At 53.3% G+C, this 23,595-nt stretch carries 19 protein-coding genes; 17 read left to right on the top strand and 2 right to left on the bottom strand.

The window, feature by feature from the left end:
- The first annotated feature begins 1,256 nt into the window (after positions 1 to 1,256).
- The 17 genes from GWQ27_RS17970 to GWQ27_RS17885 all read left to right on the top strand — a co-directional run bounded on the left by GWQ27_RS17970 (position 1,257) and on the right by GWQ27_RS17885 (position 21,420).
- Complete coding sequence (locus tag GWQ27_RS17970; protein WP_275907942.1) at positions 1,257 to 1,769, top strand: hypothetical protein; 513 nt, start codon at positions 1,257 to 1,259, stop codon at positions 1,767 to 1,769.
- A gap of 79 nt (positions 1,770 to 1,848) precedes the next feature.
- Complete coding sequence (locus tag GWQ27_RS17965; RefSeq protein ID WP_275907941.1) at positions 1,849 to 4,461, top strand: hypothetical protein; 2,613 nt, start codon at positions 1,849 to 1,851, stop codon at positions 4,459 to 4,461.
- The gene (locus GWQ27_RS17960; protein ID WP_275907940.1) at positions 4,454 to 4,858 is read left to right on the top strand and encodes a hypothetical protein; all 405 of its coding nucleotides are present in this window, start codon (positions 4,454 to 4,456) and stop codon (positions 4,856 to 4,858) included. The genes GWQ27_RS17965 and GWQ27_RS17960 overlap by 8 nt, the downstream gene beginning before the upstream one ends.
- A gap of 621 nt (positions 4,859 to 5,479) precedes the next feature.
- Entirely contained in the window at positions 5,480 to 5,998 is a 519-nt protein-coding gene (gene hcp1 / locus GWQ27_RS17955; protein WP_087755220.1) for a type VI secretion system effector Hcp1, read from the top strand.
- Positions 5,999 to 6,321: 323 nt separating this feature from the next.
- The gene (gene tssI, locus GWQ27_RS17950; protein ID WP_155604159.1) at positions 6,322 to 8,175 is read left to right on the top strand and encodes a type VI secretion system tip protein VgrG; all 1,854 of its coding nucleotides are present in this window, start codon (positions 6,322 to 6,324) and stop codon (positions 8,173 to 8,175) included.
- A 9-nt stretch (positions 8,176 to 8,184) separates the two neighbouring features.
- Positions 8,185 to 8,592, top strand: coding sequence for a DUF1795 domain-containing protein (locus tag GWQ27_RS17945; protein ID WP_275907939.1), 408 nt, complete (start codon positions 8,185 to 8,187; stop codon positions 8,590 to 8,592).
- A gap of 133 nt (positions 8,593 to 8,725) precedes the next feature.
- Positions 8,726 to 13,045, top strand: a complete 4,320-nt coding sequence (locus GWQ27_RS17940; protein WP_275907938.1) for an RHS repeat-associated core domain-containing protein — start codon at positions 8,726 to 8,728, stop codon at positions 13,043 to 13,045.
- Positions 13,042 to 13,500, top strand: a complete 459-nt coding sequence (locus GWQ27_RS17935; RefSeq protein ID WP_275907937.1) for an Imm26 family immunity protein — start codon at positions 13,042 to 13,044, stop codon at positions 13,498 to 13,500. Before GWQ27_RS17940 ends, GWQ27_RS17935 begins: the two co-directional genes overlap by 4 nt.
- Positions 13,501 to 13,515: 15 nt before the next feature.
- Positions 13,516 to 13,680 (top strand): hypothetical protein, encoded by a 165-nt coding sequence (locus tag GWQ27_RS17930; protein ID WP_275907936.1) that lies wholly within the window; start codon positions 13,516 to 13,518, stop codon positions 13,678 to 13,680.
- A 415-nt stretch (positions 13,681 to 14,095) separates the two neighbouring features.
- Positions 14,096 to 14,614: a DUF4303 domain-containing protein gene (locus tag GWQ27_RS17925; protein WP_275907935.1), complete on the top strand. Its 519-nt coding sequence runs from the start codon at positions 14,096 to 14,098 to the stop codon at positions 14,612 to 14,614.
- 148 nt (positions 14,615 to 14,762) lie between these two features.
- Positions 14,763 to 15,608 carry an RHS repeat-associated core domain-containing protein gene (locus tag GWQ27_RS22270; protein ID WP_345893576.1) on the top strand — a complete coding sequence of 282 codons (846 nt, stop codon included), beginning with the start codon at positions 14,763 to 14,765 and terminating at the stop codon, positions 15,606 to 15,608.
- Complete coding sequence (locus tag GWQ27_RS17910; RefSeq protein ID WP_275907934.1) at positions 15,605 to 16,036, top strand: SMI1/KNR4 family protein; 432 nt, start codon at positions 15,605 to 15,607, stop codon at positions 16,034 to 16,036. The genes GWQ27_RS22270 and GWQ27_RS17910 overlap by 4 nt, the downstream gene beginning before the upstream one ends.
- Before the next feature lie 279 nt (positions 16,037 to 16,315).
- Entirely contained in the window at positions 16,316 to 16,684 is a 369-nt protein-coding gene (locus GWQ27_RS17905; protein ID WP_275907933.1) for a hypothetical protein, read from the top strand.
- 403 nt (positions 16,685 to 17,087) lie between these two features.
- A complete protein-coding gene (locus tag GWQ27_RS17900; protein ID WP_275907932.1) occupies positions 17,088 to 17,453 on the top strand; it encodes a hypothetical protein in 366 nt (121 codons plus the stop codon).
- A gap of 149 nt (positions 17,454 to 17,602) precedes the next feature.
- Positions 17,603 to 18,970, top strand: a complete 1,368-nt coding sequence (locus GWQ27_RS17895; RefSeq protein ID WP_275907931.1) for a tetratricopeptide repeat protein — start codon at positions 17,603 to 17,605, stop codon at positions 18,968 to 18,970.
- A gap of 455 nt (positions 18,971 to 19,425) precedes the next feature.
- The gene (locus GWQ27_RS17890; RefSeq protein WP_275907930.1) at positions 19,426 to 19,941 is read left to right on the top strand and encodes a ClbS/DfsB family four-helix bundle protein; all 516 of its coding nucleotides are present in this window, start codon (positions 19,426 to 19,428) and stop codon (positions 19,939 to 19,941) included.
- 306 nt (positions 19,942 to 20,247) lie between these two features.
- Positions 20,248 to 21,420, top strand: coding sequence for a nucleoside recognition domain-containing protein (locus GWQ27_RS17885; protein WP_059169258.1), 1,173 nt, complete (start codon positions 20,248 to 20,250; stop codon positions 21,418 to 21,420).
- Positions 21,421 to 21,517: 97 nt separating this feature from the next.
- On the opposite strand, the gene GWQ27_RS17880 is transcribed toward GWQ27_RS17885, so the two are convergent.
- Together GWQ27_RS17880 and GWQ27_RS17875 are read right to left on the bottom strand one after the other, a co-directional pair.
- Positions 21,518 to 22,210, bottom strand: coding sequence for a B3/4 domain-containing protein (locus GWQ27_RS17880; protein WP_275907929.1), 693 nt, complete (start codon positions 22,208 to 22,210; stop codon positions 21,518 to 21,520).
- Between the two features lie 334 nt (positions 22,211 to 22,544).
- Positions 22,545 to 23,558, bottom strand: a complete 1,014-nt coding sequence (locus GWQ27_RS17875; protein ID WP_005314079.1) for a chemotaxis protein — start codon at positions 23,556 to 23,558, stop codon at positions 22,545 to 22,547.
- Between the last annotated feature and the right edge of the window lie 37 nt (positions 23,559 to 23,595).

Below are 23,595 nucleotides of genomic sequence, written 5' to 3'. Positions count from 1 at the left end.
GGACCACGAAAAGATAAACATATTAGTAACATTGGTGTCCCGGAGGGAGCTGGACCCAGCTAGGCAGGAAGGCAAGGCCAGTCAGAGCCAAGTCTGGCTGTCAGATAGGAAACCAAGTGAGTTTTGGCAATTGTGGGGAACCAGCAGGCAACGCTGATAGGGAATGCTGGAGGGGGAATATTGCGATAGCCCAGTTGCAATAGGTACTCAGAGTTAGCATTAGGCGGGCCAAGGCCCTGGTGTGAGAGGGTGGGGCTCCCTCACACCCCCACGGTCATATAACACCATCCAGTCAACCCATGACCCGCATGAACTCCCGAAATGCGCACCTGCGCGTTGCCCCATTTTCGCGCCATTTCAGAGCAATTTATGGCTCCGGTCGGAGCAAATTGGGCCGTTTTGCCCTCTCTACGAGGGGAGCGGCAGAGCTATGAACATTTGGTGTCATTACTCAATTTTTTCAGCGAGGGGGAGCGACCTTGTTATCACCATCATGCGAGTCGTTGCCGTTATCGAGGTGGTGAGACCGGGGTACCACTCAAGGCCAAACTAATGGAGCAGATTCAGGGATGTGCGCAAGAGACGGTGAGAAAATTCAAATTCAATCAACAGATTATAAAGGGGGTAGGAGTTCAGTGGGGGTGGGTGAGCGGATCACACGCTACATCGACGCGATCACCCACCCCTTCCATGATGCAGTTGTCACGATCTGGTTTATTGCTATCAGACGTGAGCAGTCATGGAGGTAACACTGATGCCAATGTTGTTATCTGGATTATTACATTCAGGATGGACAGGCATGTGAGCCCATTTGATGCCACAGTCTGCATCCGGCGTTTGCCATCAGGGTGGTGTACAGGTTGAACATGCTCCTCGCGAATGAAGTGATACTCATCAGTTGCTCATGGTAGGGATGGGGCGGTGGATCTGCCCCATCCCATATTCAGTAGCTACCCCTTGGCTGCCCGCGCGGGGTTCAGCCCCTATGAAACTGCGCAGAACATGTTTTTTGCGCATGGCTAGCTCGTAAATTTTTTTGATGTGTGGCTTGACGACCCAGCCGTCATCACTTACCTTGAGCCCCGTAACCGCGTAGAGGCGCTACAACACAGCAGTAATCCTCTTTTCTTGCGTACTCTTCGCAATCAGGGTTCTCCGTGTCACAGCTTACATCGATATCAAATGTTCCGTTTTGATAACCGCCTTGTCACCTGACAGGGTTCTTTGTAAGCAAGTGCACCAAAGGAGGACCTAATATGTCCCACCGCACAAAAAAGCCCAGTAGTACCAAATTGACCAAGAAAACTGCGTCAGCTACAAGCTGCCTGGCCATGGTTGGTACAGACCTACTCGACCTCAATCTTATCGCATATGTCAGACGATTCAGGTCGCTCTACGATGCCCCTGTGACCTCTGAAGAGGCCCGTCTGCCCAAATATTCTGTTGGCGTTTATGGTTTTGATGACCAGATACTCGTCCATGCGAGGCAGGTTGATGGGGATGAGCAACAACAATTCCTCGACAATCTTCGCTCTGGCTTCGAGTCCCACGGGTTGCTAGACCGGTACATAGCCCTCCCAGAAGGTAGCCTGATCTGGCCTAGTCTGATCAAGCGGGTTAATCATGGTCCAGTTGGTCGTGGTCACGTTGTTCGTTTTTTCGGTACCGACCCCGATGAGGCTTTAGTTGTTTGCCTGCTTGGCTCTGAGGCTGCTGCTGAAGAGTTATTCAGATCGCTGGCCAGCAGATCGGCATCTTCCACGAAGTAACCCCCCCGTCCCCCCCTCTGATTGCTTAGCACGCTTCTTGTCGTGAGGGGGGGCTTTTGTCTTTTAAAAAGGATATTCCATGTTTGAAATAACACGGGTTGAGGGCGTTGTTGCTGACGAGCTTGTGCCAGAGAACGTTCCTTTCAATATCGTTGCCGATGGTGAATTACCCAAACGAAGTAAGGTCTCAATAGCAGTCGCTGGTGGAGATGACTTGTGGATTGGCTTGGATTCTGAATGGGTGCGCCAAGGCGACCGTAACACCGTCCTGAGTTATCAGGTCCATTGCATCAACTCGTCAGGGCAAGCACTTAGCCTGATCTATTACCCTGCACCCGGCAAACGTGACAGCTTCGAGGACCTGATCTCTTGCGCTGTTCAAGATTGTCGAGCAAAAAAACTGATCAAAAAATGGCCCAGACGGATCATCATTTGTGCCCATTTCATACGTGCCGACATGAGCTCGTTTGAGTCTTTTTGGGCTATTAAGGGACGGCTGACGGGGCAAGGTGGCAGCGTAGTCGGTCAAATTATTTCAGATAGCGGTTATGGAGTAGATGAAACCGCTGAACGTAAGCGCCGTGCGCCGCTAAAGCCCGTCATTCTGCGTGATCGCTACCGTAAGCCCCAACAGTCGATCATTCAATTTGTCGACACCCTCTTCTTATCACCCAACAAATCGCCGCTGACAGCGCTGGGCGCAATGCTTGGTTTGCCCAAAGTGGAAATACCTGATGGCTTCAGTATCGAACGCATGGACGAGCTCTTAGCTGGCAACAAGGAAGCGTTTGAACGATATGCTCTGCGGGATGCTGAGATTGCTGTGCGCTATGCCTTGAAGGTACGCGATTTTCTTGGTAGACAGTTTGGCTTGCAGAAGCTTCCCAGGTCATTGGGGGCTGTCGGTGTTTCTGTATTTCGGCGATTACTCAAAGACGCAGACATCGACTACATGACGGCCTTCGGGCTTGAGATCGCCAAGTTGGAGCGGTGGAATGCCGGTACAGGGAAGGTCACGACAACGGCGGTGAAACGCCCCTCTCCTGCTCGTGGACTGTATGAGGATCTCGCCATCCGCTGCTACCACGGTGGTCGTAATGAATCATTCATGATGGGACCTACCCCGATAGGGGATTGGTATGACTGGGACTTGAAGGGTGCTTACACCACGGGGCTCTGTGACCTGTTGGTGCCTGACTACGCCAACATGCATACGAGCTCTGACCCTCAAGATTTTATCGGTCACGTCATGGGCTTTGCTTATGTCGAGTTCGTTTTCCCAACGGGCACACGCTTTCCTTGCTTGCCTGTCCGATCTGAACAATATGGGCTGCGCTTTCCTTTATCAGGGTTGGCGTATGTCACCGCACCTGAAATCGAGTTGGCGTTATCCATGGGGGCTACCATCGCAATCAAGCACGGTGTCATTGTGCCTTGGGTTGCGGGTAGTCAGCCCTTGTTCGAAGATTTCACAAGGCTTATCCAGCGGTTACGTCGCGAGTACCCAAAAAAGAGCCTTGAGGAGGTGATGGTTAAGGAGGTAGGGAACTCGCTTTATGGAAAGCTGGCCCAGGGGCTGAGTGGCAAAAACGCGTTCGATACTGCTACAGGTTTGAGCAAGAAGATCGGCCCCTCGGCTGTGACCAATCCCTACATGGCGGCTCATACAACGGGCCTGATCCGGGCTGTGTGTGGTGAGCTTCTTCACCGGATCCCCTCACATCGCATGGTGGTATCGGTCACTACCGATGGTTTCCTCACTGATGCCCCTTTGGAGGAGCTCGACCAGACGGGCCCCCTGTGTCGTCGTTATCAGGCTTTATGTCAGCGGTTGCATGGTGATGAGAGTGGTGAACCCGTGCCGATGCTGGAATTGAAGCACCATGCTCGCCAGATTGTGTCTATCAAAACGCGGGGGCAATGCACCGCTATCCAAGGTGATACGCCCCCTGTGCTGGCTAAAGCTGGCGTTAAGTGCGCGGGAGCGACAGAGGAGCAGAACGCATGGATCCTGAGACTCTACCTTGACCGTGAGCCGGGACAGAAGATCGACGCCAGTCACCTGATCTCGCTTCGGGAGCAGTGGCTGACGGAAAGCGACCTGATCGAAATCAAGAAGCAGATCAGGCTGCCCTACGAGTTCGACCAGAAGCGGCAGCTGGTGAACCCACGGATGGTTGAGGTTGCCGGTGAAACGCATATTGCTTGCGATACGTTGCCTTGGGGCGATGCTGGCATGGCGGATCATTGCCGTGCCCGTTTCGATGGATGGCGAGAGACCAACTGCCTCAAGACCATGGAAGACTGGGCTAGTTGGGAGGACTACTACGAATCTGCGCTGGCCCTGCAAGGTTCCAAGATGCGGGTCTACGAGGATGGCTCGCTCGGTATCTTGACCCGCATTCTGACCCGCTCACTGGTGCAGAAGAAATGGTTCCGTCATAGCATGGTTAACCGTGAGATAGCAGCCTTGTTGACGTCTGTGGGACTGTCAGTGACGGTCGACACCTGCAAGAACTGTAAGCGGGCCACTCTCTACGAGCATGTTGTACCCGTTACTGACAAGGTGCTGAAGGTGCTGGCTCTGCTGCTACGGCAGCTCCCTGGCTATCCGTTAGCCCCTTTGTTTAAACCTGAGCGCTTGGCTGAGGCTACACGTCGTCTGAAGGAGTTGGAGGTGACCCATGGCTGAACTTCAATATGGTCCACAGATCCTGCTGGAAGCGCAGGCCCTGTATCAAGCCATGAAGGCTGACAAAACCAGCTACAACCCGCGTGCCATCTCTGAACTGATCGAGCAGTATATGCCCAGCCTAGTGGACACTCCTCGTTTTCGGCGTGAGGTATCATCTTTGCTGTTGCAGCGCACTGGGTGGGGCCGAAGGGTCTTCATCAACTTGTTTTTTGACTTGATCTCTGAACACTTCGGGATAGATGCACCTCATGATGTGGCACCGGTCAGTCAATGGGTTGCTGCACCGGCTCCTCCGTTGATAGCGATGGTAGATCATGGAGTCCTTGACCTTGACTTTGATGATCTGGAGATCACATCGCTATCTGGTGCTTCTGACTCATCCCCCTGGGACTGATTAACCGCTGAACCTTATGACAACGCCACAGCTACTCGCTGCGGCGTTCTTTTTTGCTCTCTTCATCGTGCTTTCACTTACCGGCTATTGCGCGCATTCAGGCGTATGCGCCACATCAACATCTTGAATGATCCACTAGATCAAGCTGTTATGGCTCGGGGCGATAGGCCCGATGGGGTGGTATGCGAGACAGCCGCTACCCCAGAAAGCGCATACCTCCCCTAACCTGATATTCGTCTATCGCTCCTGATTACTTTTGTAGCGCCATCCTAACGTTCTTCGCATGCTGTGTCCGATGCATTCAATCATGTTGTCATCACCGCATAAGGTTCAGTCAGGTTCAATATTGATGCCGCTCGGCTGTATGACATTGGTGAAGGTTGGCGAATGATTCTACCTAGAGCGATATGTTGCTCACTTTGCAGATGAAATGACTATCTGCGCAAGTTTTGCTAGTGCAAGCACTGGCTTTGAGCCAAAAAGCTGCTCGTGGATATACGCCTAACGTGTCGTAATGGCGATAAGCAGTTGATAATTAACAGATAAAAAAAGTGGCATGGTCGCTGCTAGAGGTTGAGTCGAGTGCTATCTCATTTAACCAACTTACTTAGGAGCATACACATGCCAACTCCATGTTATATCAGCATCGAAGGTAAAACTCAGGGCAACATCACTGCCGCCGCCTTCACCTCCGATTCCGTCGGCAACATCTTCGTGCAGGGCCATGAAGACGAGATGCTGGTACAAGAGTTCCAACACGTTGTGACCGTACCGACTGACCCGCAATCCGGTCAACCGGCTGGCCAGCGTGTCCACAAGCCGTTCAAATTCACCGTTGCCCTGAACAAGGCCGTGCCGCTGATGTACAACGCCCTGGCCTCCGGTGAAATGCTGCCGAAAGTGACCCTGAAGTGGTATCGCACTTCCGTGGAAGGCAAGCAGGAGCACTTTTTCTCTACCGTGCTGACCGATGCCACCATCGTCGATATCGACTGCCAGATGCCCCACTGCCAGGATCCTGCGAAGTCTGACTTCACCCAGCTTATCCAGGTCTCTCTTGCTTACCGCAAGATTGACTGGGAGCACACTGTTGCCGGCACCTCCGGTTCTGACGACTGGCGTGCCCCTAGCGAGGCATAAGCCTCACTTACCTTGCTATTCCTTGTATGTAATCTCGTATGTTGTGGCCGGTGAGCACCGGCCTTTTATCCCGTCATTTCTCCGGTCGGTCTTTGGCTGCCGGAGCTTTTATGTTTTGCCATCCCCCTGCCCAAAAATTGGTGTCGTGGTAGTGAATGCGGAGTGATGGCAAAGCAATAAGGGGTGTCCTGTTATGCAGACACAATCAATGTCTTACCTGTCATATTACTTATCTTTGGTTGCCACATATGAACCGGAGAGGGCGGTAGCGTGGTGTTTTAACAGGTTTCAGGCCGCGTTTGGAGAGGTACTAGGGAGATATCATGGCTAATCAGACCGGATTGCAGTTCACCGTCAAAGTAGGGGCGCTGCCTGATGCGACGTTTGTGGTGGCGAGTTTCGAGCTTAATGAAGGGTTGAATAGTCCATTTAACCTGAACCTCGAGCTGGCTAGTGCGCAGAGCGATATCGATTTTGGTGCTGTGCTGGACCAACCGTGTGAGCTAATGGTGTGGTATGAAGGTTCGTTGCAACGCCGCCTGAGCGGCGTGGTAGCGCAATTTGCTCAGGGCGATACCGGGTTTCGTCGTACCCGATACAGCATGGCGGTCAAGCCTGCACTGTGGCGGCTCTCTCTACGTACCAATGCCCGTATCTTCCAAGCGCAGAAGCCCGAAGAAATTCTCTCTATCTTGCTGCAAGAGCACGGCATCACCGATTATGCCTTTGCGCTGAAAAACGAACATGCGCAGCGGGAGTACTGTGTGCAGTACCGTGAGAGCGATCTGGCCTTTGTGAATCGTCTTGCAGCAGAAGAAGGTATGTTCTACTTCCATGAGTTTGAAGCAGGTAAGCACCGAGTGGTATTTGCTGATGACGCCGCTGCTCTGCAAGAAGGGCCTGATCTCTTTTTTAATCTGGCCAATCAAGGGTTACAGCAGGGCGCTTTTGTGCGCCGATTTCATTATCAAGAAGCAGTGCGTCCGGCAGAGGTGGAGCTCAAAGACTACAGCTTCAAGACACCAGCTTATGGCCTGTCTCACAAGAAGATGGGGAGCGATCTGGCCCATCAGCGTGATACCTACCAGCACTTCGACTACCCAGGTCGCTTCAAGCAGGACCCGAGCGGCAAGGCGTTTGCCCAGCATCGGCTGGATGCACTGCGAGCAGATGCCGTTACGGGGAGTGGGCGTTCTACAGAAGCGGCCTTGATGCCGGGGCTGAGTTTCACGCTGTCAGAGCATCCTGCTCCTGCGCTCAATATCGTCTGGCAAGTCGTGCATGTCACCCACACCGGCAAGCAGCCCCAAGCATTGGAAGAGGAGGGAGGCAGTGAGCCTACCGTGTACTACAACGATTTTGGGGTGGTGAAGGCCAGTACTACCTGGCGTGCACAGATGCCCCACAAGCCCCTGGTCGACGGGTCGCAGATTGCCCTTGTGGTGGGGCCTGCCGGGGAAGAAATATATTGCGACAAATATGGTCGGATAAAGCTGCAGTTTCCCTGGGACAGATACGGTGCCAGTGATGAACACAGCTCTTGCTGGGTGAGGGTCGGCCAGGCTTGGGCCGGTGGTGGCTATGGCATGATGGCCATTCCACGAATAGGCCATGAGGTCATTGTCTCATTCCTCGAAGGGGACCCCGACCAGCCCATCGTCATTGGCCGAACTTATCACGCGACCAGCCTTCCTCCTGAAGGGTTGCCTGCCAATAAAACCCGCATGTCACTGCGCAGCAACACCCACAAAGGCAAAGGCTTTAACGAGCTGCGCTTCGAAGACAAAGCGGGTCAGGAAGAGGTGTTTATCCATGCCCAGCACGATATGAATACAGTGGTGCTCAACAACCGCTCAACCTCTGTTAATGCCAATCATGGGGAGCAGGTGGGGGGGAGCCAGACTGTCGCAGTTCAGGGTAACCAGACGGTGTCAGTCAAGTTGGACCAAGTGACCGAGGTGCAAGGAGAGCAGACGATAGCGGTCACCAAGAATCGCAGCACCATGGTCAATGACAATGAGTCACTGCAGGTGAAGAACAATATTGCCATCCAATCGCAGGATGGGGACATTCTCATTGCCACTGCAGGTGGTTATATCGCCATCGACAAAGACGGCAACATCTCTATTACCGGCAAGGGCCTGGTTTTGAATGGCACCCGCATTGATTTGAATTAAGGATGTGACATGTATCAGATGAATGAAGGTGCGCTGTTGATACCGCAGCAGTGGCGTGATGAGTCCCTCCATGTGTTTGTATTGCCGGGAGACACCGTCAATCTAGTGGTCAATCGCTCACCGTTCGAGTTTGGATTAGCGCCAGAGACAGTCTATCAACAGACGCTTTCGCAATTTGCGGCTCACCTCAAGGGATATCAGGAATTGGCGAGTTGGGAGGTGCAGCTGGATGGGCAAGTCGCACCAGCTATCGAGTACACCTGGCGCTCAACGGAGGGACCGATGCACCAGGTCGTGGTGATGCAGGTCAGGGGCACGTTGCTGCTGACCTTTACCATCACGGCAGCCGGTACCCTGCAAGACGAGCAGAAACAAGCCTTGCTTGACGTGATTGCCACCTTTAAAGCTGCGAGCTAAGGGAGGGCGCATGCTTGGCGATATCTTAACGCGGGTAGCGCGAGTCGGCGCTATGCATGCGGGGAACCGCCCCTCCCCGCCAGCTGACAGACCCAAACCTGGTGAGGGCAAGCCCCCCACATCACCTGGCAAAATGATTAAGCACAAAAGCTTTTTGGGGGCGTTGGCGGGGGCGATAGCCGGTGCCTTGGTGGCGGCGGCGGTCTTTGCTGTGGCCGCTGCTGTGGTAACGGCGGCTGTTGCATTGACGGGTGTGACTGGTGGGATGGGGCTGGCGTTGGTGGTGGGGGTCGCCAAGCTTGGACTGGGCATTGCTGCCACCATAGGAGCGGGGGACCTTATCGCCAAGGTGTCTGGGAGCGTCTCAGGCATGGTAGATAGCGCTTCCCCGTCCTTCGGCCCGGTCGCCACTGGTTCGGCCAATGTGTTTGCCGAAGGGCTGCCGGTCTCCCGTGCGCTGGTTGATACAGTCGCATGCACCAAACACTCGGTTCCGCCCATCATTGCGCAAGGCAGTGAGTCTGTTTTTGTCAACGACAGCCCTGCCGCGCGAGTAGATGACCAGACGGCCTGTGGCGCCACCATCAAAGAGGGGGCTTCCACCGTGTTCTTTGGCTCAGGTCAGGGAACGTACGCAGAAATAGCAGATGAGTTCAGTTGGTGGGAAAAGGGGCTGCTGATTGCGGTCGAGTTTCTGGTGCCGCCCAGTCGCGGTATGTTCAAGGGGATAGGCAAGCTTTTTACCAAGGGACCGCGCGCAGTATTGCGGGGGGCATTGGTTGGGGCCAAAGTGGCGGTGCGCAAGTTCAAGCGTACTGCGCTTCGCTGTATGAGTCAGGGGTTCAAAAATAACAAAGGGCTGGCTCGTTTCAAGGAAGCCGCCAAGGGGTTTCTTAAGGACCCTGTTTATATCCCCAGTGGTGAGGTGATTGAATCCCGGCTGGATATTGCGCTTGGCCAAACGCTGCCCTTGTGCTTTGAGCGCACCTACCGCACTGCATCTGCCCATACGGGTCTGCTTGGGTTGGGGTGGCATGACAGCTGGAGTGAAGTCGCCAGCGTCAGTCAGCAGGGTCTCGACACGGTCGTGACTATCACCCTGGCACAGGGCTATGACATTGATTTCACTTTCCATCGAGACGTGACCTGCGTCTATTGCCCGCACTATCCCCAATTTACCCTGACGCGAACCGAGCACGGCTTTCTGCTGTGGGACAGAGACAGCCAGCAGACCCGTCACTTTACCCATCAGCAGGGTGCATTGCGACACCTCAGTGGCGTATCGGACAGTCATGGTAATCGCATTGAACTGGTGCGCGACCAGGCAGGCAAACTCAGCCGGGTGCGCCACAGCGATGGCATCGAGCTGGCGCTGGCTTGGCAAGATGGCTATCTGCAGCAGATTGTCCGGGTAGATGGAGGCCAGCAGACACGCTTGGCCAATTATACTCAAAACCGCACCGGTCAACTGGTCGAGGCGGATGCCAGCCATCACTACCACCTGTTTTACGAATACGACAGCCTGGGGCGTCTGACGCGTTGGCATGATAACGACCAGACCTGGGCGCGTTATGAATATGACGCGCAAGGGCGCTGCGTCTATACCACCTGTGCCGATGGCATGCTCACCGCGAGGTTTGACTATCAGCCAGGCAAGGTTGTCATGACTGACGGGTTGGGTCGCCACGAGTATGAGCTTAACGAGCTCGACCTGGTGAGCGCTATTCGTTCCCCCCTCGGGCATGTTACCCGCTTTGACTACGACGAATTTGGTAACCTGCTGCGGGAGATTTCCCCTGCGGGGCGGGTGGTCGAGTTTGACTACCTGAATGACACTGGGCTGGTGACTCGCTTTGTCGACGGTAGCGGCCACGCCTGGCACTACGAGTATGATGACCAGCAGCGGTTGTGCGCAGTCACTGACCCGCTTGGGCGCAGCTGGCAGTGGCGCTTTGATGAGGCAGGCAACCCCGACAGACTGACCGGCCCGGATGCCAGCGAAGTGCATTTTAGCTGGAACCGTCATGGGCTGCTGACGGCGGTGAGCGACCAAAGTGGCAAGGTGCAAACGCGCCTGCAGTATGACCACCGCCAGCGCCTGCTCAGCCAGACTGATGCCGAGGGGCGCACCGAGCAGTGGCGCTATGATGGCCAAGACCGGGTTGCCCAGTGGCAACGTGCCGACGGTGCTCGCTATCAGTTAGGCTATCGCCGCCCCAGCTGGCAACTGCCAGAGCAGCTCAAACGGCCTGATGAGGTAGAAGAGCAGCGGCATTACGACCGTCACAAAAACCTGACCGACTATGTCGATGGTAATGGCCAGCACTGGCGCCAACGCTTCGGTGCCTTTGACCTGCTCCTTGAGCGCACCGATGCTAGTGGCCGCAGTTGGTGCTATCAATACGACCGCGATACCCAACAGCTGATAAAGGTCACTGGGCCAGACCAGCAGGTGTGGCAGTGGTGGCTCGATAACGATGGCCGGGTGGTGCGCGAGCAAGACATGGCGGGCACCCTCACCCACTACCGCTATGACGAAGATGGTCACTGCATCGAAGTCCGCAATGGCGAAGGTCAGGCTCGTCACTTCCTGTTTGATGGCCGGGGTTTGCTGCTACGAGAAACCAGTGACGATGACACCATTCATTATCACTACGACGGTGCTGGCAGGCTGCTGGAAGTGTCATCCAACTCCAGCCATTTGTGCTTTGAATATGACACCCGCGACCGGGTGGTACGTGAAGAGCAAAACGGCGCCACCATCAGTCGCAGCTATGATGAGCAGGCCCGCACCCTGACCCGAACCCTGAGCTGGCCTGAGGGGCACCAAGAGAGTAAGGAAGACGAACCGGCCCCACTGACCACCACCTTTACCGTCAACAACGTCGGCGAATTGACCCGTGTTGGCTTGCCTGATGGGGCCGAGCTGACCCTGGGTCACGACCTGGCTGGCCGGGAGGCGCAGCGCCAGGGCGGTGCTTTTGGTCTGAAGCAAGAGTATGACGCACTGGGCCAACTCACCCGTGCCCAAAGCGGTCAATTGCAAGAGGGGCGCTTGCTGGCGGGGCTCACCCGCGAATACGGTTATGACCGTGCTGGCAACCTGATTGGTGAACGGCGGGGACGCGAGGCGCAGGGCTATCGGCTTGATGCCTGTGGCCGGGTGCTGGAAACCCTCAGCCAGCATCCCAGCTCCGGTCGCCAACGGGAGGCGCAATTTAGCTACACCCGTCAGGGCTTGCCATTAACCGACGGCGAGCACACCCAATGGCAGCAAGGGCGGGTCAGTCAGCGCGGTGATATCTACTACGACTATGACAAGGCGGGCAGGCTTATCAGCAAACGCCAGCTGCGTCCGGGCTTTCGGCCCGAGCAGTGGCACTACCGCTGGGACAGTCGTAACCAGCTTAGGGTAGTCACCACCCCTGACGGGCATAACTGGTTTTACCGCTACGACCCGTTTGGCCGGCGTATCAGCAAACGTTGTGAGCAGAGTGGCGAAGAGGTGCGTTACCTGTGGGATGGTGACCAGATAGCCGAGGTTCGTCATTTCAAGCAGGGACAACTCCAAGCCCGCCGCCACTGGGTCTGGCGCGGCTGGGAATTGCTGGTGCAGCAACGTCAAACGGTGCAGGCACAACCCGCTCTCCAAGCTTGTGCCCCAACGGCCTACATCGAGCAAGGCCCGCAAGCCGCTGCCGAAAGTTGGCAGACCGACTTTGCGGTCAGCCAGCAAAATGGCGAACTGCTGGGGCTATATAACCCGCAGGGAGAGCTGCACTGGCAACCGGCGAAAGCCTCACTGTGGGGCCTGCGGTTAAGCAAGCATGCCGACATCCGTGACCCCGGTTTGGCATTCGCGGGCCAACTGCGTGACGACGAGAGCGGTCTCTGCTATAACCGTTTTCGGTACTACGACCCGCAAGGGGCCTGTTATATCTCTCCCGATCCAATAGGGATCTTGGGCGGGGAAAATAACTATGGGTATGTGCCTAATCCGGTGAATTGGATTGATCCATTTGGGTTGGCGAAGTGTAAGGGACTACCATCCAGTCGTAAGGCTGGAGGTACAGGTGCAAAGTATGACTCTGCGAATGGCCAAGGATTGTATGTATTACATGACGGGAAGAATATTTTATATGTTGGACGAGGAGATGCCGCGTCCCGTTTGAATATTCACGCAAGCACCCCCGGAAAGTCTCACTTGGATCAAATGACTATATTTGATAACAACTTGACCAAAGCTGAAGCTAAGTACTTGGAACAAAAGATCATGGACCTTAATGGTGGCGCCCAATCTACAAGTCAGAAAACTAATTTGCTTAATAAGATTAACTCTTATAGTCCAAACAACCCTAATGCTAGTATATATGATATTGCTGGTCAAAGTAGTAGCTGGGGTAATACAATATTAGATGATGCTCTTTCTATCTTGAGAGGTAATGGTTTATGAAAATAAAATATAGAGAGGGTGACATTTTTGTCATCCCCTTAAGCAATAGTAACTATGCCATTTGTCAGGTTGTTTTTTCACCAAAAAAGAAGTTTAAAAATATAATTTCTTTTTGCGTGCTTTCTATTCAAAATGATAGTTTATTTGTCAATGATGGTCTTTTACCCCCCATCTATGTTGAAAAATTCGGCAAAAAAACACAAGTTTTATTTACTGGAAACCAAAATATTAGTAACGGGATGTGGAAAATAATTGACCATGTTAATTTAACTGAAGAAAAAGAAAAGTTGAAAATATTTAATTATGCAGGTGGTTTGTATAAAGGCGAGGAAGAGATTAGGCGTATTCCTGTTTCTGAGTATCCCAATTACTTAACAATGGGTGTGTCAGGTTTTGAATTGGTGGATAACATATTGACCGCCGCCAGTTCGACTATGGCGGACGGGGCCTGCTGATACGCGAACGCTGTGATGAGGGCACCACCCACTATCACTACGACGCCGCTGGCCGCTGGCCGTTTGACGGATGCCATCGGTGAGACCCATCTGCATTTTGAGTACGATGTCCGTGACCGCGTGGTGAGTGAAAACCAGCAGGGGGCCACCCTCACTCGCCACTACGATGATCCGGCGTAGACCCTCACCCGTACCCTGACGTGGAACCACACGGAAAAGCAAGAAGAGCACCCAGCGGAGAAGCAAGAAGAGGCCGATCAGCAAGGCCCTGCCCCACTCACCACCACCTTTGGCTTTAACGCCCTTGGCGAGCTGACCCACGTTAGCTTGCCTGATGGTGCCGAGCTAACACTGGGCCACGACCTAGTTGGCCGTGAGACTCAGCGCAAGTGCGGCGCCTTTGCCCTGCGCCAAGAGTACGATGCCTTGGGCCAGCTCACCCGCGCCCAAAGTGGTCAGCTGCAAGAGGGACGCTTGCTGGCGGGGCTGACCCGCGAATACGGTTATGACCGGGCGGGCCAAATTGGTGGGTGTCCCAGATTTTCCCCTTCAAAAAATTGGATTTGATATATTTGGAAGCTAAAGGGGATACTATATGGATTGGAAGGAATTTGAAGATGAGTGTTTTGATATCACACTAAGCCTAGTCAATGGCTTGGTTTTTGAAAATAAAGATGATGTAATTTATGCCTTATGTTTATATACCGACAGTAGTGCCATGACTGTGTCACTTAGTGCTAACTCTGAGAAATGTTTTTTCAAATCAATAAATACTAATGAAGACAATGATGATGAGATGAAGAACTACTACAGATGGGCTTTTTCTGAGTGGCTTTATGATGCATATGGAGCAAGTAAATTTTCGGGGGTTAGTAATACTCTAAGAGGCGATACATTGCGAGATATTGATTTTAACTCTTTTTTAAAAAATCTAATCTCCACCTTGATACAGGTTCTTTGCAGAATTAGAGATGAGAAGATTAACGATCTTGATAAGACGGTTTTCTTTGTCTCAATTACAGATGACGACGATTCAGAGGCTATTGAGAATAGCTCAGCAAAAATAATAAATAGTGACATAGTTTGTCGTAAATTCATATCTAGATATGACTGAGCTTCAGATTTATACGTTGTCTTATATATACCTCTTATGTTAGGTTAAAACATGGTGCTTCACGAAGCGAAGCACCATGTTTTAATAAACTCCCCTTCAGTTAGACAATGAGGCGTATCACTGGGTCTGGCGGGGTTGGGAATTGCTGGTGCAGCAGCGTCAGATGACACAAGCTGGCGCGGTGAGTCTGCCTCATACTTCCACTGTCTATATCGAACAAGGCCTGCAAGCCGCCGCCGAAAGTTGGCAGACTGACTTTGCGGTCAGCCAGCAAAACGGTGAACTGCTGGGGCTCTATAACCCGCAAGGGGAACTGCACTGGCAACCGGCAAAAACCAGTCTGTGGGGCCAGCGGTTAAGCAACCATGCCGATAACCGTGACCCCGGTCTGGCATTTGCAGGCCAACTGCGTGACGATGAGAGCGGACTTTGTTATAACCGTTTTCGGTACTACGACCCGCAAGGGGCCTGTTATATCTCTCCCGACCCGATAGGGGTACTGGGCGGTGAGAATAACTATGGGTATGTGCCTAATCCAGTGAACTGGGTTGATCCGCTTGGGTTGGCGGGGTGCGGTGCTAATGAGCCGTTCATATTCTTTAATAAAACGCACAAGGATTCATTACCAAAACCAAAAGGAACTGGCCCTAACGGCGGTCGTTTACAATCGCACCATGGTTTACAACAAGAATGGGCGATCCATAATTTATCAGGGCATGGTTATAACCCTAAGTTAGCACCATCAATCACATTAGAAACAGGTAAAGGATTGCCACACACTGGCATTTCCAATGCTCAAAATATGCGACGAGATCTTCGTGTTGCTAACGGTAATGGCAAATGGTCTTCTTCTCTCCAAGATGAACTGGGGAATATATCATCTGACTTGAAGTCTGCTGGCTTTAATAGTGACACAATACAGAAAGTTCTTGAACAACAGTATAAAATGCTAGATAAGCTAAACGTTCCCTACGATAGGATTAATTTTTTATGACCACTAATTTTTTTAACTTGAATGAAAGGTATAGTTTAGATGCTTATAAGCCTGCATCTACAGTCGATGATATCATTGCACTTCATAATTACTTCTCTGGCATTGATATACCGCAAGAATATATAGATTTTATAACTCAATTAACTGAGGCGGAAATATTAATTCTTGATGAGTCGTATGTACGAATATGGAGTGCGATAGGCTGTATAGAAATGAACTCGGCATGCAATATACAAAAATATATTCCCGGCTCTATAGCTATCGGTGATAATGAAGGTGGCAAGGTTGTTTTTTATGCTAACGGTAAGGAGGGCTTTGGGCTTTATAAAGTGGGGTTCGGTGATTTAGATATTAACGCTGCTGAGTGGATATCCCCCTCTTTAGTTAGTTTTCTTATCGATGGAATTGGGGCTGATTTATTTATATAGAATAATGAGTGAAGTTCAATATCATATCTCGAATATTGGGCTAAACCATAGTTTGGCGCTGAACAAAGTGAGGCCCAACGTCTGCCGAGGCAACATCCCGCTGCGACCGGATAGGCAACCTGATTGGCGAACGGCGCGGGCGCGAGGCGCAGGGCTATCGGCTTGATGACTGTGGCCGGGTGCTGGAGGTCCTCAAGCCCAGCTTTATGTCCGCCATCCGATTGTGCAGAAGGATGATTAGACATCCCGTAAGTTGGCAGCTCTTAATCCAATATTGAAATGAAAAATAATATTCTTATATATATTGATAGTGAACTGTCTAATCCTTGTTTTTTTGATTTTTTAAAAAAAATAAGTATTGATGACGTATTGGACTCACGAGATGCAGATCCTTTTGATGCTCTGTGGATGGAAAATTTCAATAGATTGGAGGCAATTACCTTTTCCAAAGAAGATGTTGAGTTTGTAAATAGACTTCGGGAAAAGTCATTTAAGAACTCTTTTAGGGTTATTAATGATTCTGAAATATCATCCAGAATATCAGATGATATTGAATTGATAGCAAAGGATATGATAATTGGGAATATAAATGAATGGCCAGTGACCAATCTCTGGGCTTCTTATAAGAAGGGTGAGTTCCCGATATAATCTCGTAAGTTGGGGGGGGGCAAACAAGTCTCTGTGGTTCGGGCAGCTGCTGCTTGATTTGGGAAACAACGCCGGGAAAACCTATCGCAATACTGGGACACATGCATGTCTGCCCAAAGTTGAACCAGGGCCTGTCCCACATGTTGGGGGCCCAATTATTGATGCTGGACAGGCTATTGTCACCATTAACGGTGTCCCTGTTGCTGTTGTTGGTGGTAAAGCATCATGTACAGGTGTTGGTGCATCAGATGGGTTGGTTTCGGGGTCATCTATCTTTACCATCCAGGGAAAACCAGTTGTCAGAATGGGAGATGGATGTGCTCATGGTAGAAAAGTTGTGCAGGGTTGGCCGACGATAACCTCTGATTGATTGGCGATACTTTAATTATACAGGTGCTTTTTTATGAAAAAGATCTATCTCAATACTCTGCTTATATCTCTCACTCTATTTTCTGCTCTGGTTAAAAGTGAGGAACCTCAGTGGCTGGAAGGTGTGTATGTCAATGAAGATCATGACGCGCTAGCAAAATCGTTGACCTTTTGTAAGGCGGGGATGGCTCTTTATGATTTTATTAATGCAGGGTATGTTGTTGAAGGAGAAGGGGATGATAGGGTTATTACACTCTATTCCAATGGAGCATTTAAGCTAAAGGTTGCAGAAAATGGAAAAGTTTTGATGCCTGATGATGATTTCACAAAGCAGTGGCTGACAAAAAGTCGTCTTAAACTCGACGCAACACAACCGTATGAATGTAAACCTGGCTTCTGATTATCCTTGCACTGTTTGTACAGATCTCGTTATATCCTGAATCGTGAATTGCTAGGGAAGGAACCGTATCAGCTTTGTGTCCATCAGGCAGTCGTGTAGCATATCTAGTGCCCCATCCGTCACTTTTTCACTCTGCGAAGATTTTCCCCATGACACATAAAGCCTTATGGCTGGCAGTGGCAGCCAGCATGCTTGTAGCCTGCTCTGCCACGACACCACGCACTGACGCCGAGTTATCCCAAGCCGCAAAGCAGGGCGATGGCCGAGCCCAGTATGAGCTGGCTAAACGTCTGGCGAACCAGCCCGATTACCCCAATGCCATGCACTGGATGCAGCAGGCTACAGAGCAGTCAGGGCCCCTGGCCGCCGATCAGAAGATCCGGGCTAACGCTGCTTGGCAAGTGGGTGACTGGTATCAGGCTGGGCTCGGGGAGCCCAAAAATCCAGTGCTGGCCACTCAGTGGTGGCAGCGCTCGGCACGTCTTGGCAACAACAATGCCAGCTATCGGCTGGGACTGATGTGTCAGGAGCTGCATCGAGGCAAACTTGTTAGTGAATGTCTCGATTGGTTTGAGCAGGCTGCCAAACGGGATCATACCGGGGCGCAGTTGATCCTGGCCAAGTGGTACAGCCAACAACCGGGTGCAGATGCGGATGCCATCAAGTGGCTCGAGAAGGCTGCAGAGCTTGGTAACCGCGATGCCCAGTACCTGTTGGGCGAGCGTTATGAGCAAGGCCGAGGGGTAGCCAAACGGCCAGACCTGGCTCAACGCTGGAATGAGAAGGCTGCGGCTCAGCAGCAACCGGACGCCTTGTGGCAGCAAGCTAAACAGGCAGCACCTACTGATGCTTTTGCGGCCTATCAACGAGCAGCTAGTGCTGGTTCTGCCGAGGCTGAACTCTGGCTCGGCATAGCTTATCTGGCGGGAGAAAAGGTCCCCGCAGACCTTGCCTTGGGTCGTTACTGGCTGGAGTTGGCAGCCGGTCACGGTTCCCATGAGGCTGAGTACCAACTGAGCTTGCAGCAGGTAGACCAGGAGCAGCAGATCCACTGGTTAACGCTGGCTGCTGACGGTGGCGTAACCAAGGCACGGTTTGAGTTGGCGCAATTGCAGCAGGATCAAGGGGCACTGGAGCAAGCGAGGGCCAGCTATGCGAAGGCTGCCCAGCAAGGACACACTGCAGCGCAGTACGCCTACGGCGAAATGTTGCGTTTGGGGCAAGGAGGCAAAGAGGACTACGCACAAGCTATCAAGCAGTATCGCTTGGCAGCCCAACAAGGTGACCGCATGGCCCAATACCGGATGGGGACACTACGTGAGGAAGGTCTGGGGGCGCCGCGCAACCGAGTACATGCCTACGCCTGGTTATCCATGGCCGCCACAGAAGGGATGTCTGAAGCAGTACAGGCCCGTGACGAGCTGGAGGCTGCGATGACCAAACCGGAAGTAAAACAGGCTCAAAAGCTGTCGGAACACTGGTTCAGTAAGATCTCATCATCGGTCCGAAAAAGCTAAAAAGGAACAGAGGGGAAGGCACCACAGAGTGGCCGTTTCCTCCATCAATGTTGGGTGTCGGCACCCGATTGCTCGAACTACTTTAAAGTATCTGTGCAGTTGGTAGAACCGCGCACTATTCACTCTGATTTATTGATGCTTATGATGGGGCTTGGTGGCAAAGAAGTGAGCTCTTTGCCCTTGGGTTAGTCTCAGATTGGGCTCATCTCATGAGGTTGCTGAGCGTGGCTTCGATTGAAGTGAGCAATCAGACTGGGTGCCTTTGCCTGTTTTTCACGGCCGTAACTGTGCTCGTCTCGCTATCAATCCCCATGGTCAGCCAACAGATGGTTTGCCGGTGCCGGATCATGGTGTCGTGCTCATCATGCTCGCTATAGTGCTTACATCTTCGGATATGTGTAGCTGTAATTCCGCTCCCGGTAACGGGGTGGGGACGAGGGTGGAGGAGAAGAGCTATGGGGATCCCCCAAGACAAGGCCGAGCTGCTGCTCGCCATCGACACGAATTTTGGCAAGCTGAGCAAGGCGTTGCAGGCGGTACCCGAGAACCGGGCACAGGAGCTGGCCATGGAAGGGCACAGCAAGGGCACCAGTATGAGTGTGGCCAATCTGGTGGCCTACCTCATCGGCTGGAATGAGTTGGTGATCAAGTGGATAGAGCGGGATGCGGCGGGCTTGCCGGTAGATTTTCCCGAGACGGGCTTTAAGTGGAACGAGCTGGGCAGGCTGGCCCAAAAGTTCTATCGGGATTATGAGGTGCTTGCCTATCCGGTACTGCTGGCCCGGCTGATGGCGGCCAGGGCCCGCATCGTCGAGCTGATCGTGACGCGCAGTGACGATGAGCTGTATGGTCGCCCCTGGTATGAGCAGTGGCCCCTGGGGCGGATGATCCAGTTCAATACCGCTTCTCTCTACCACAATGCCAACGGGCGATTGCGCAAGTGGTTGAAGGGGAACTGCATTCGGGTATGAATGTTCCCGGTGTTGCAGATGGCGATGCTGGCTGAGGCGGCCCGTATTCTTTCGCTGACTTGCCCCGGTTGTTATACTCCCGCCCCTCAATTTTCCCGGGTGCCGGGTTTATCTTCCCCCTGGCGTGAGGCGGCTTGCCGTGCTGCCTTGTCTGGCAAGCGGGTGTTTCCTCCTGAGCTCAGTCGCCAGTTCGGCGGGCTGTTCATCCGGATATCACCGGAGTCCTTGTTGCGAGACGAGGGCTCCGGCGTCACGAGTTCAATAATAAAAACAACGATTCACACAGAGACAGTCATCAGGATTGGTATGGAAAATCAAGCAGTTAAAGATTCACATGCAGCACAAAACTCCCTTCGCCGCTGGCTGGAGCCGGTACTGGTACTGGCCATTCTGGGCAGCCTGTTCGGTTACCTCGGCAGCCTGATGGGGCTCTCCGCCCTGGTCAACACCCTGTTCAATACGGCCCATCAGCTGCTGCTCAATACTGTGCTCTTCATCATGGGGATTACAGTGCTATCCGGGGCGCTGAGCCAGCTGCTCAGCGAGTTCGGAGTGATCCGCCTGCTGGAGGTGCTGCTGGCGCCACTGATGAAGCCCATCTTCCGTCTGCCGGGCCGCACCGCCCTGGCGGCTCTGATGACGTTCTTTTCCGATAACCCGGCGGTGATCAGCCTCGCCAAGGACAGTCGCTTTCGCAAGGGCTTCACCCCCTGGCAACTGGTGTCTCTGACCAACTTCGGGACGGCTTTTGGCATGGGGCTGATCGTGGTGACCTTCATGGCCACCCTGCAACTGCCGAGCGGCGAATCCACTGCCAGTGCGGCTTTGATAGGTCTGCTCGGCGCCCTCATCGGCTCAGTGGTCTCGACCCGGCTGATGCAGCGCATGATCAGGCCGCTGGTGGGGGAGACCCTGATTGATGACGAAGTGGTGAGCGTGGGCGCCAAGCCCGGGCTGAGTCAGGAAGCGGCTCCCACCTGGCTCCGGGTGCTCAATGCCCTGCTCGATGGTGGCAAGTCCGGGGTGGAGCTCGGCATGGCGGTGATCCCGGGTGTGCTCATCATCAGTACCTTCGTCATGTTGCTGACCTTTGGTCCTGGCGACAAGGGCTATACCGGCGAGGCCTTCCAGGGGGTGGCACTGCTGCCCGTGCTGGCGGCCAAGGTGGGCTGGTTGTTCGAGATGCTGTTCGGTTTTACCCATGCCGAGCTGGTGGCCTTCCCCGTAACTTCGCTGGGAGCGGTCGGGGCCGCCATGTCGCTGGTGCCTCCTTTCATCGGCAAGGGTTGGATCACCGGCAACGAGGTGGCGGTATTCACCGCCATGGGCATGTGCTGGAGCGGCTTTCTGAGTACTCACACCGCCATGCTGGATGCGCTCGGTTATCGCCATCTCACCTCCCGCGCCATAGTGGCTCATACCATAGGTGGTCTCTGCGCAGGTGTGGCGGCCCATCAGCTCTACCTGCTGCTGGGCTGAGTCGGGTTCAGATAACAAAAGAGGCTCTTCGGAGCCTCTTTGCATTTCTCGTTGCGATCACGCTGGCAGCATCGAGACGGCCAGCCCGGCGTTGTGCTCACTCGACATGGCCAATGACGGTTTGTTCTATCACGGCTCCGGGCATCATCTGTTGTATGCCTTCAATCAGCTTGTTCCCGGCTGCTTGCAAAGCTTCCAGGGGCATTTCGGGCAAGCTCTCCAGAATGAACCACATCATGCTCGATTCCACACTGAGCCTGGTCCTGACCCCCTGTCTCCAGTTCCAGCGTCGGCACGTCACCCCCTTGTCATCCCGCCATACCACTTCGCCGGGTTCTGGAGATTCATGAGCCACTTCGCCGCCCTTCATTGTGTCGAATAGCTCGCTGCCATCGGCAACTACCAACCTTGGTATCCCTTCATAGGTAGTCAGGTTTTCGCCCCCGACCGGTATGGCGTACTCAATGCTGATGGCGTTATAGAGGTCAACGACAGGATCGATACTCGGCAGGCTGCCATCACGGGCTACCCGTTTTCTCAGGGCTTCGGCAGAGCAGGGAGTGCGCTGTGGTTTGGCGCCAAACTTTCTAAAGAGGTCCGCCCAGGCAGAGAGGTGTGCATCGGCCCAGGGTGCATCTTCTCTGGCCATGGCAAGAGAGGCTTGTTCCAGAGCCCGCGTCCCCACAGCGGGGTCTGCAATGGCAGCCGCCTGGACAGTGACACTCAAGGCCCGGAATCCGGGAGCCATATCGGTCACTTCAGGGGTGATTAACGGCTTGAACAACGGCATAGCGACTCCAGGGAATTCATTGATAGAGACGACATTTGATGTCTCGATGGCGCATGGCATCAGCCACATCAAACTCAATTTGAGAGCCATCTTGCTTGGGCGATGGCAATAAGAAAATTTACAAAATCTTAAGGCCAATAAGGATTTGGAATGACAAGCAGCCCGTCAGTGAACGATTGGCATGGGATCTCGATCCAGAAGGAAGCTCTGTCTTTTCGTTGATCTCTCGCGAAATGGGATGAGCCGCTCAGGGGCGCTATCTCTGGTGCTGCTGAACAACATCAACAACAAGGGCGCCGAGGCGCCCGTTTGCTTGAGTGTCAGACTGACGACATTACAGATTGCCCGGTTTGGGAATGGGGATGCCGAGCAGCAAGTTATCCATCATGCCGACCATGCGGCCGAGCTCGGGTTTGGTGATGGTGTCATTGGCCCCCAGCTGCAATGCCTTCTGGCGGTTGTCATCACTCATCAGCGACGAGAACATTATGATGGGGGTGGTCTTGAAGGCGGGGGTGTCCCGCAGCCGTTTGAGCAGGTGCATGCCATCCATGCGGGGCATTTCGACGTCTGTGATGATGCCGCTGACAAACTCGGACACTGGTATCTTCTCCTCCTGTGACAGGCGGTCAAACTCCGTCAGCATCTCCAGCCCTTCTCCTCCGTCCTTGGCCGTCACCACGTTGTAGCCAGCGGTGCGCAACGTGGTCTCTATCATCTTGCGGATGAAGGCCGAGTCGTCGACCACCAGAATGCTCTTGGCTTGGCGCAGTGCCATCATGCGATCGTCGATGATGACCTTGCGATCCTGGGTCACATCGTATTTCTCCATGCTGAGCTCTGGGTTGATGTCGGCGATGATCTTCTCGAAGTCGAGGATCATGATGAGGTTGCCATCGCGTCTGACCACGGCGACCACGCAGTCATTCTCGCCCGCTTCCAGAAACTGGCTGGGGGATTCCACATCCTCCCAGGAGACTCTATGGATCCTGCTGACGCTGTCGATGAGAAAACCGTTCGCCATCTTGTTGAAGTCGGTGACGATAACCACTTTGTTGCTGTTGTCCGGGTTGGTGCGGATCCCGAGCCAGCCCGCCAGATCCACAAGGGGGATCAGCCGTTCACGCAGCGAGAAGACCCCGACCATGTGGCGCTGGGCATTGGGGTAGTCGGTAGTTTCCGGTACCCGGATCACCTCGCGCACTTTGGCGACGTTGATACCGTAATAGGCAATCTTCTCCCTGCCATCGGGCAGATGCTTTTTGAGATGAAACTCGATGATTTCGAGCTCGTTGGTCCCGCTCTCGGTCAGGATGGATTTACGCTCTTCCCCGTTTTTGGACATCATGGCGACTCTCGTGCTTCTGGTTGCGCTTGCAGCACCG

The organism is Aeromonas sp. 5HA1, assembly GCF_029237245.1.
Classification (GTDB): domain Bacteria; phylum Pseudomonadota; class Gammaproteobacteria; order Enterobacterales; family Aeromonadaceae; genus Aeromonas; species Aeromonas salmonicida.
Note: the sequence above shows the minus strand (reverse complement) of the source record. Positions and strands in the feature narration are given on the sequence as shown.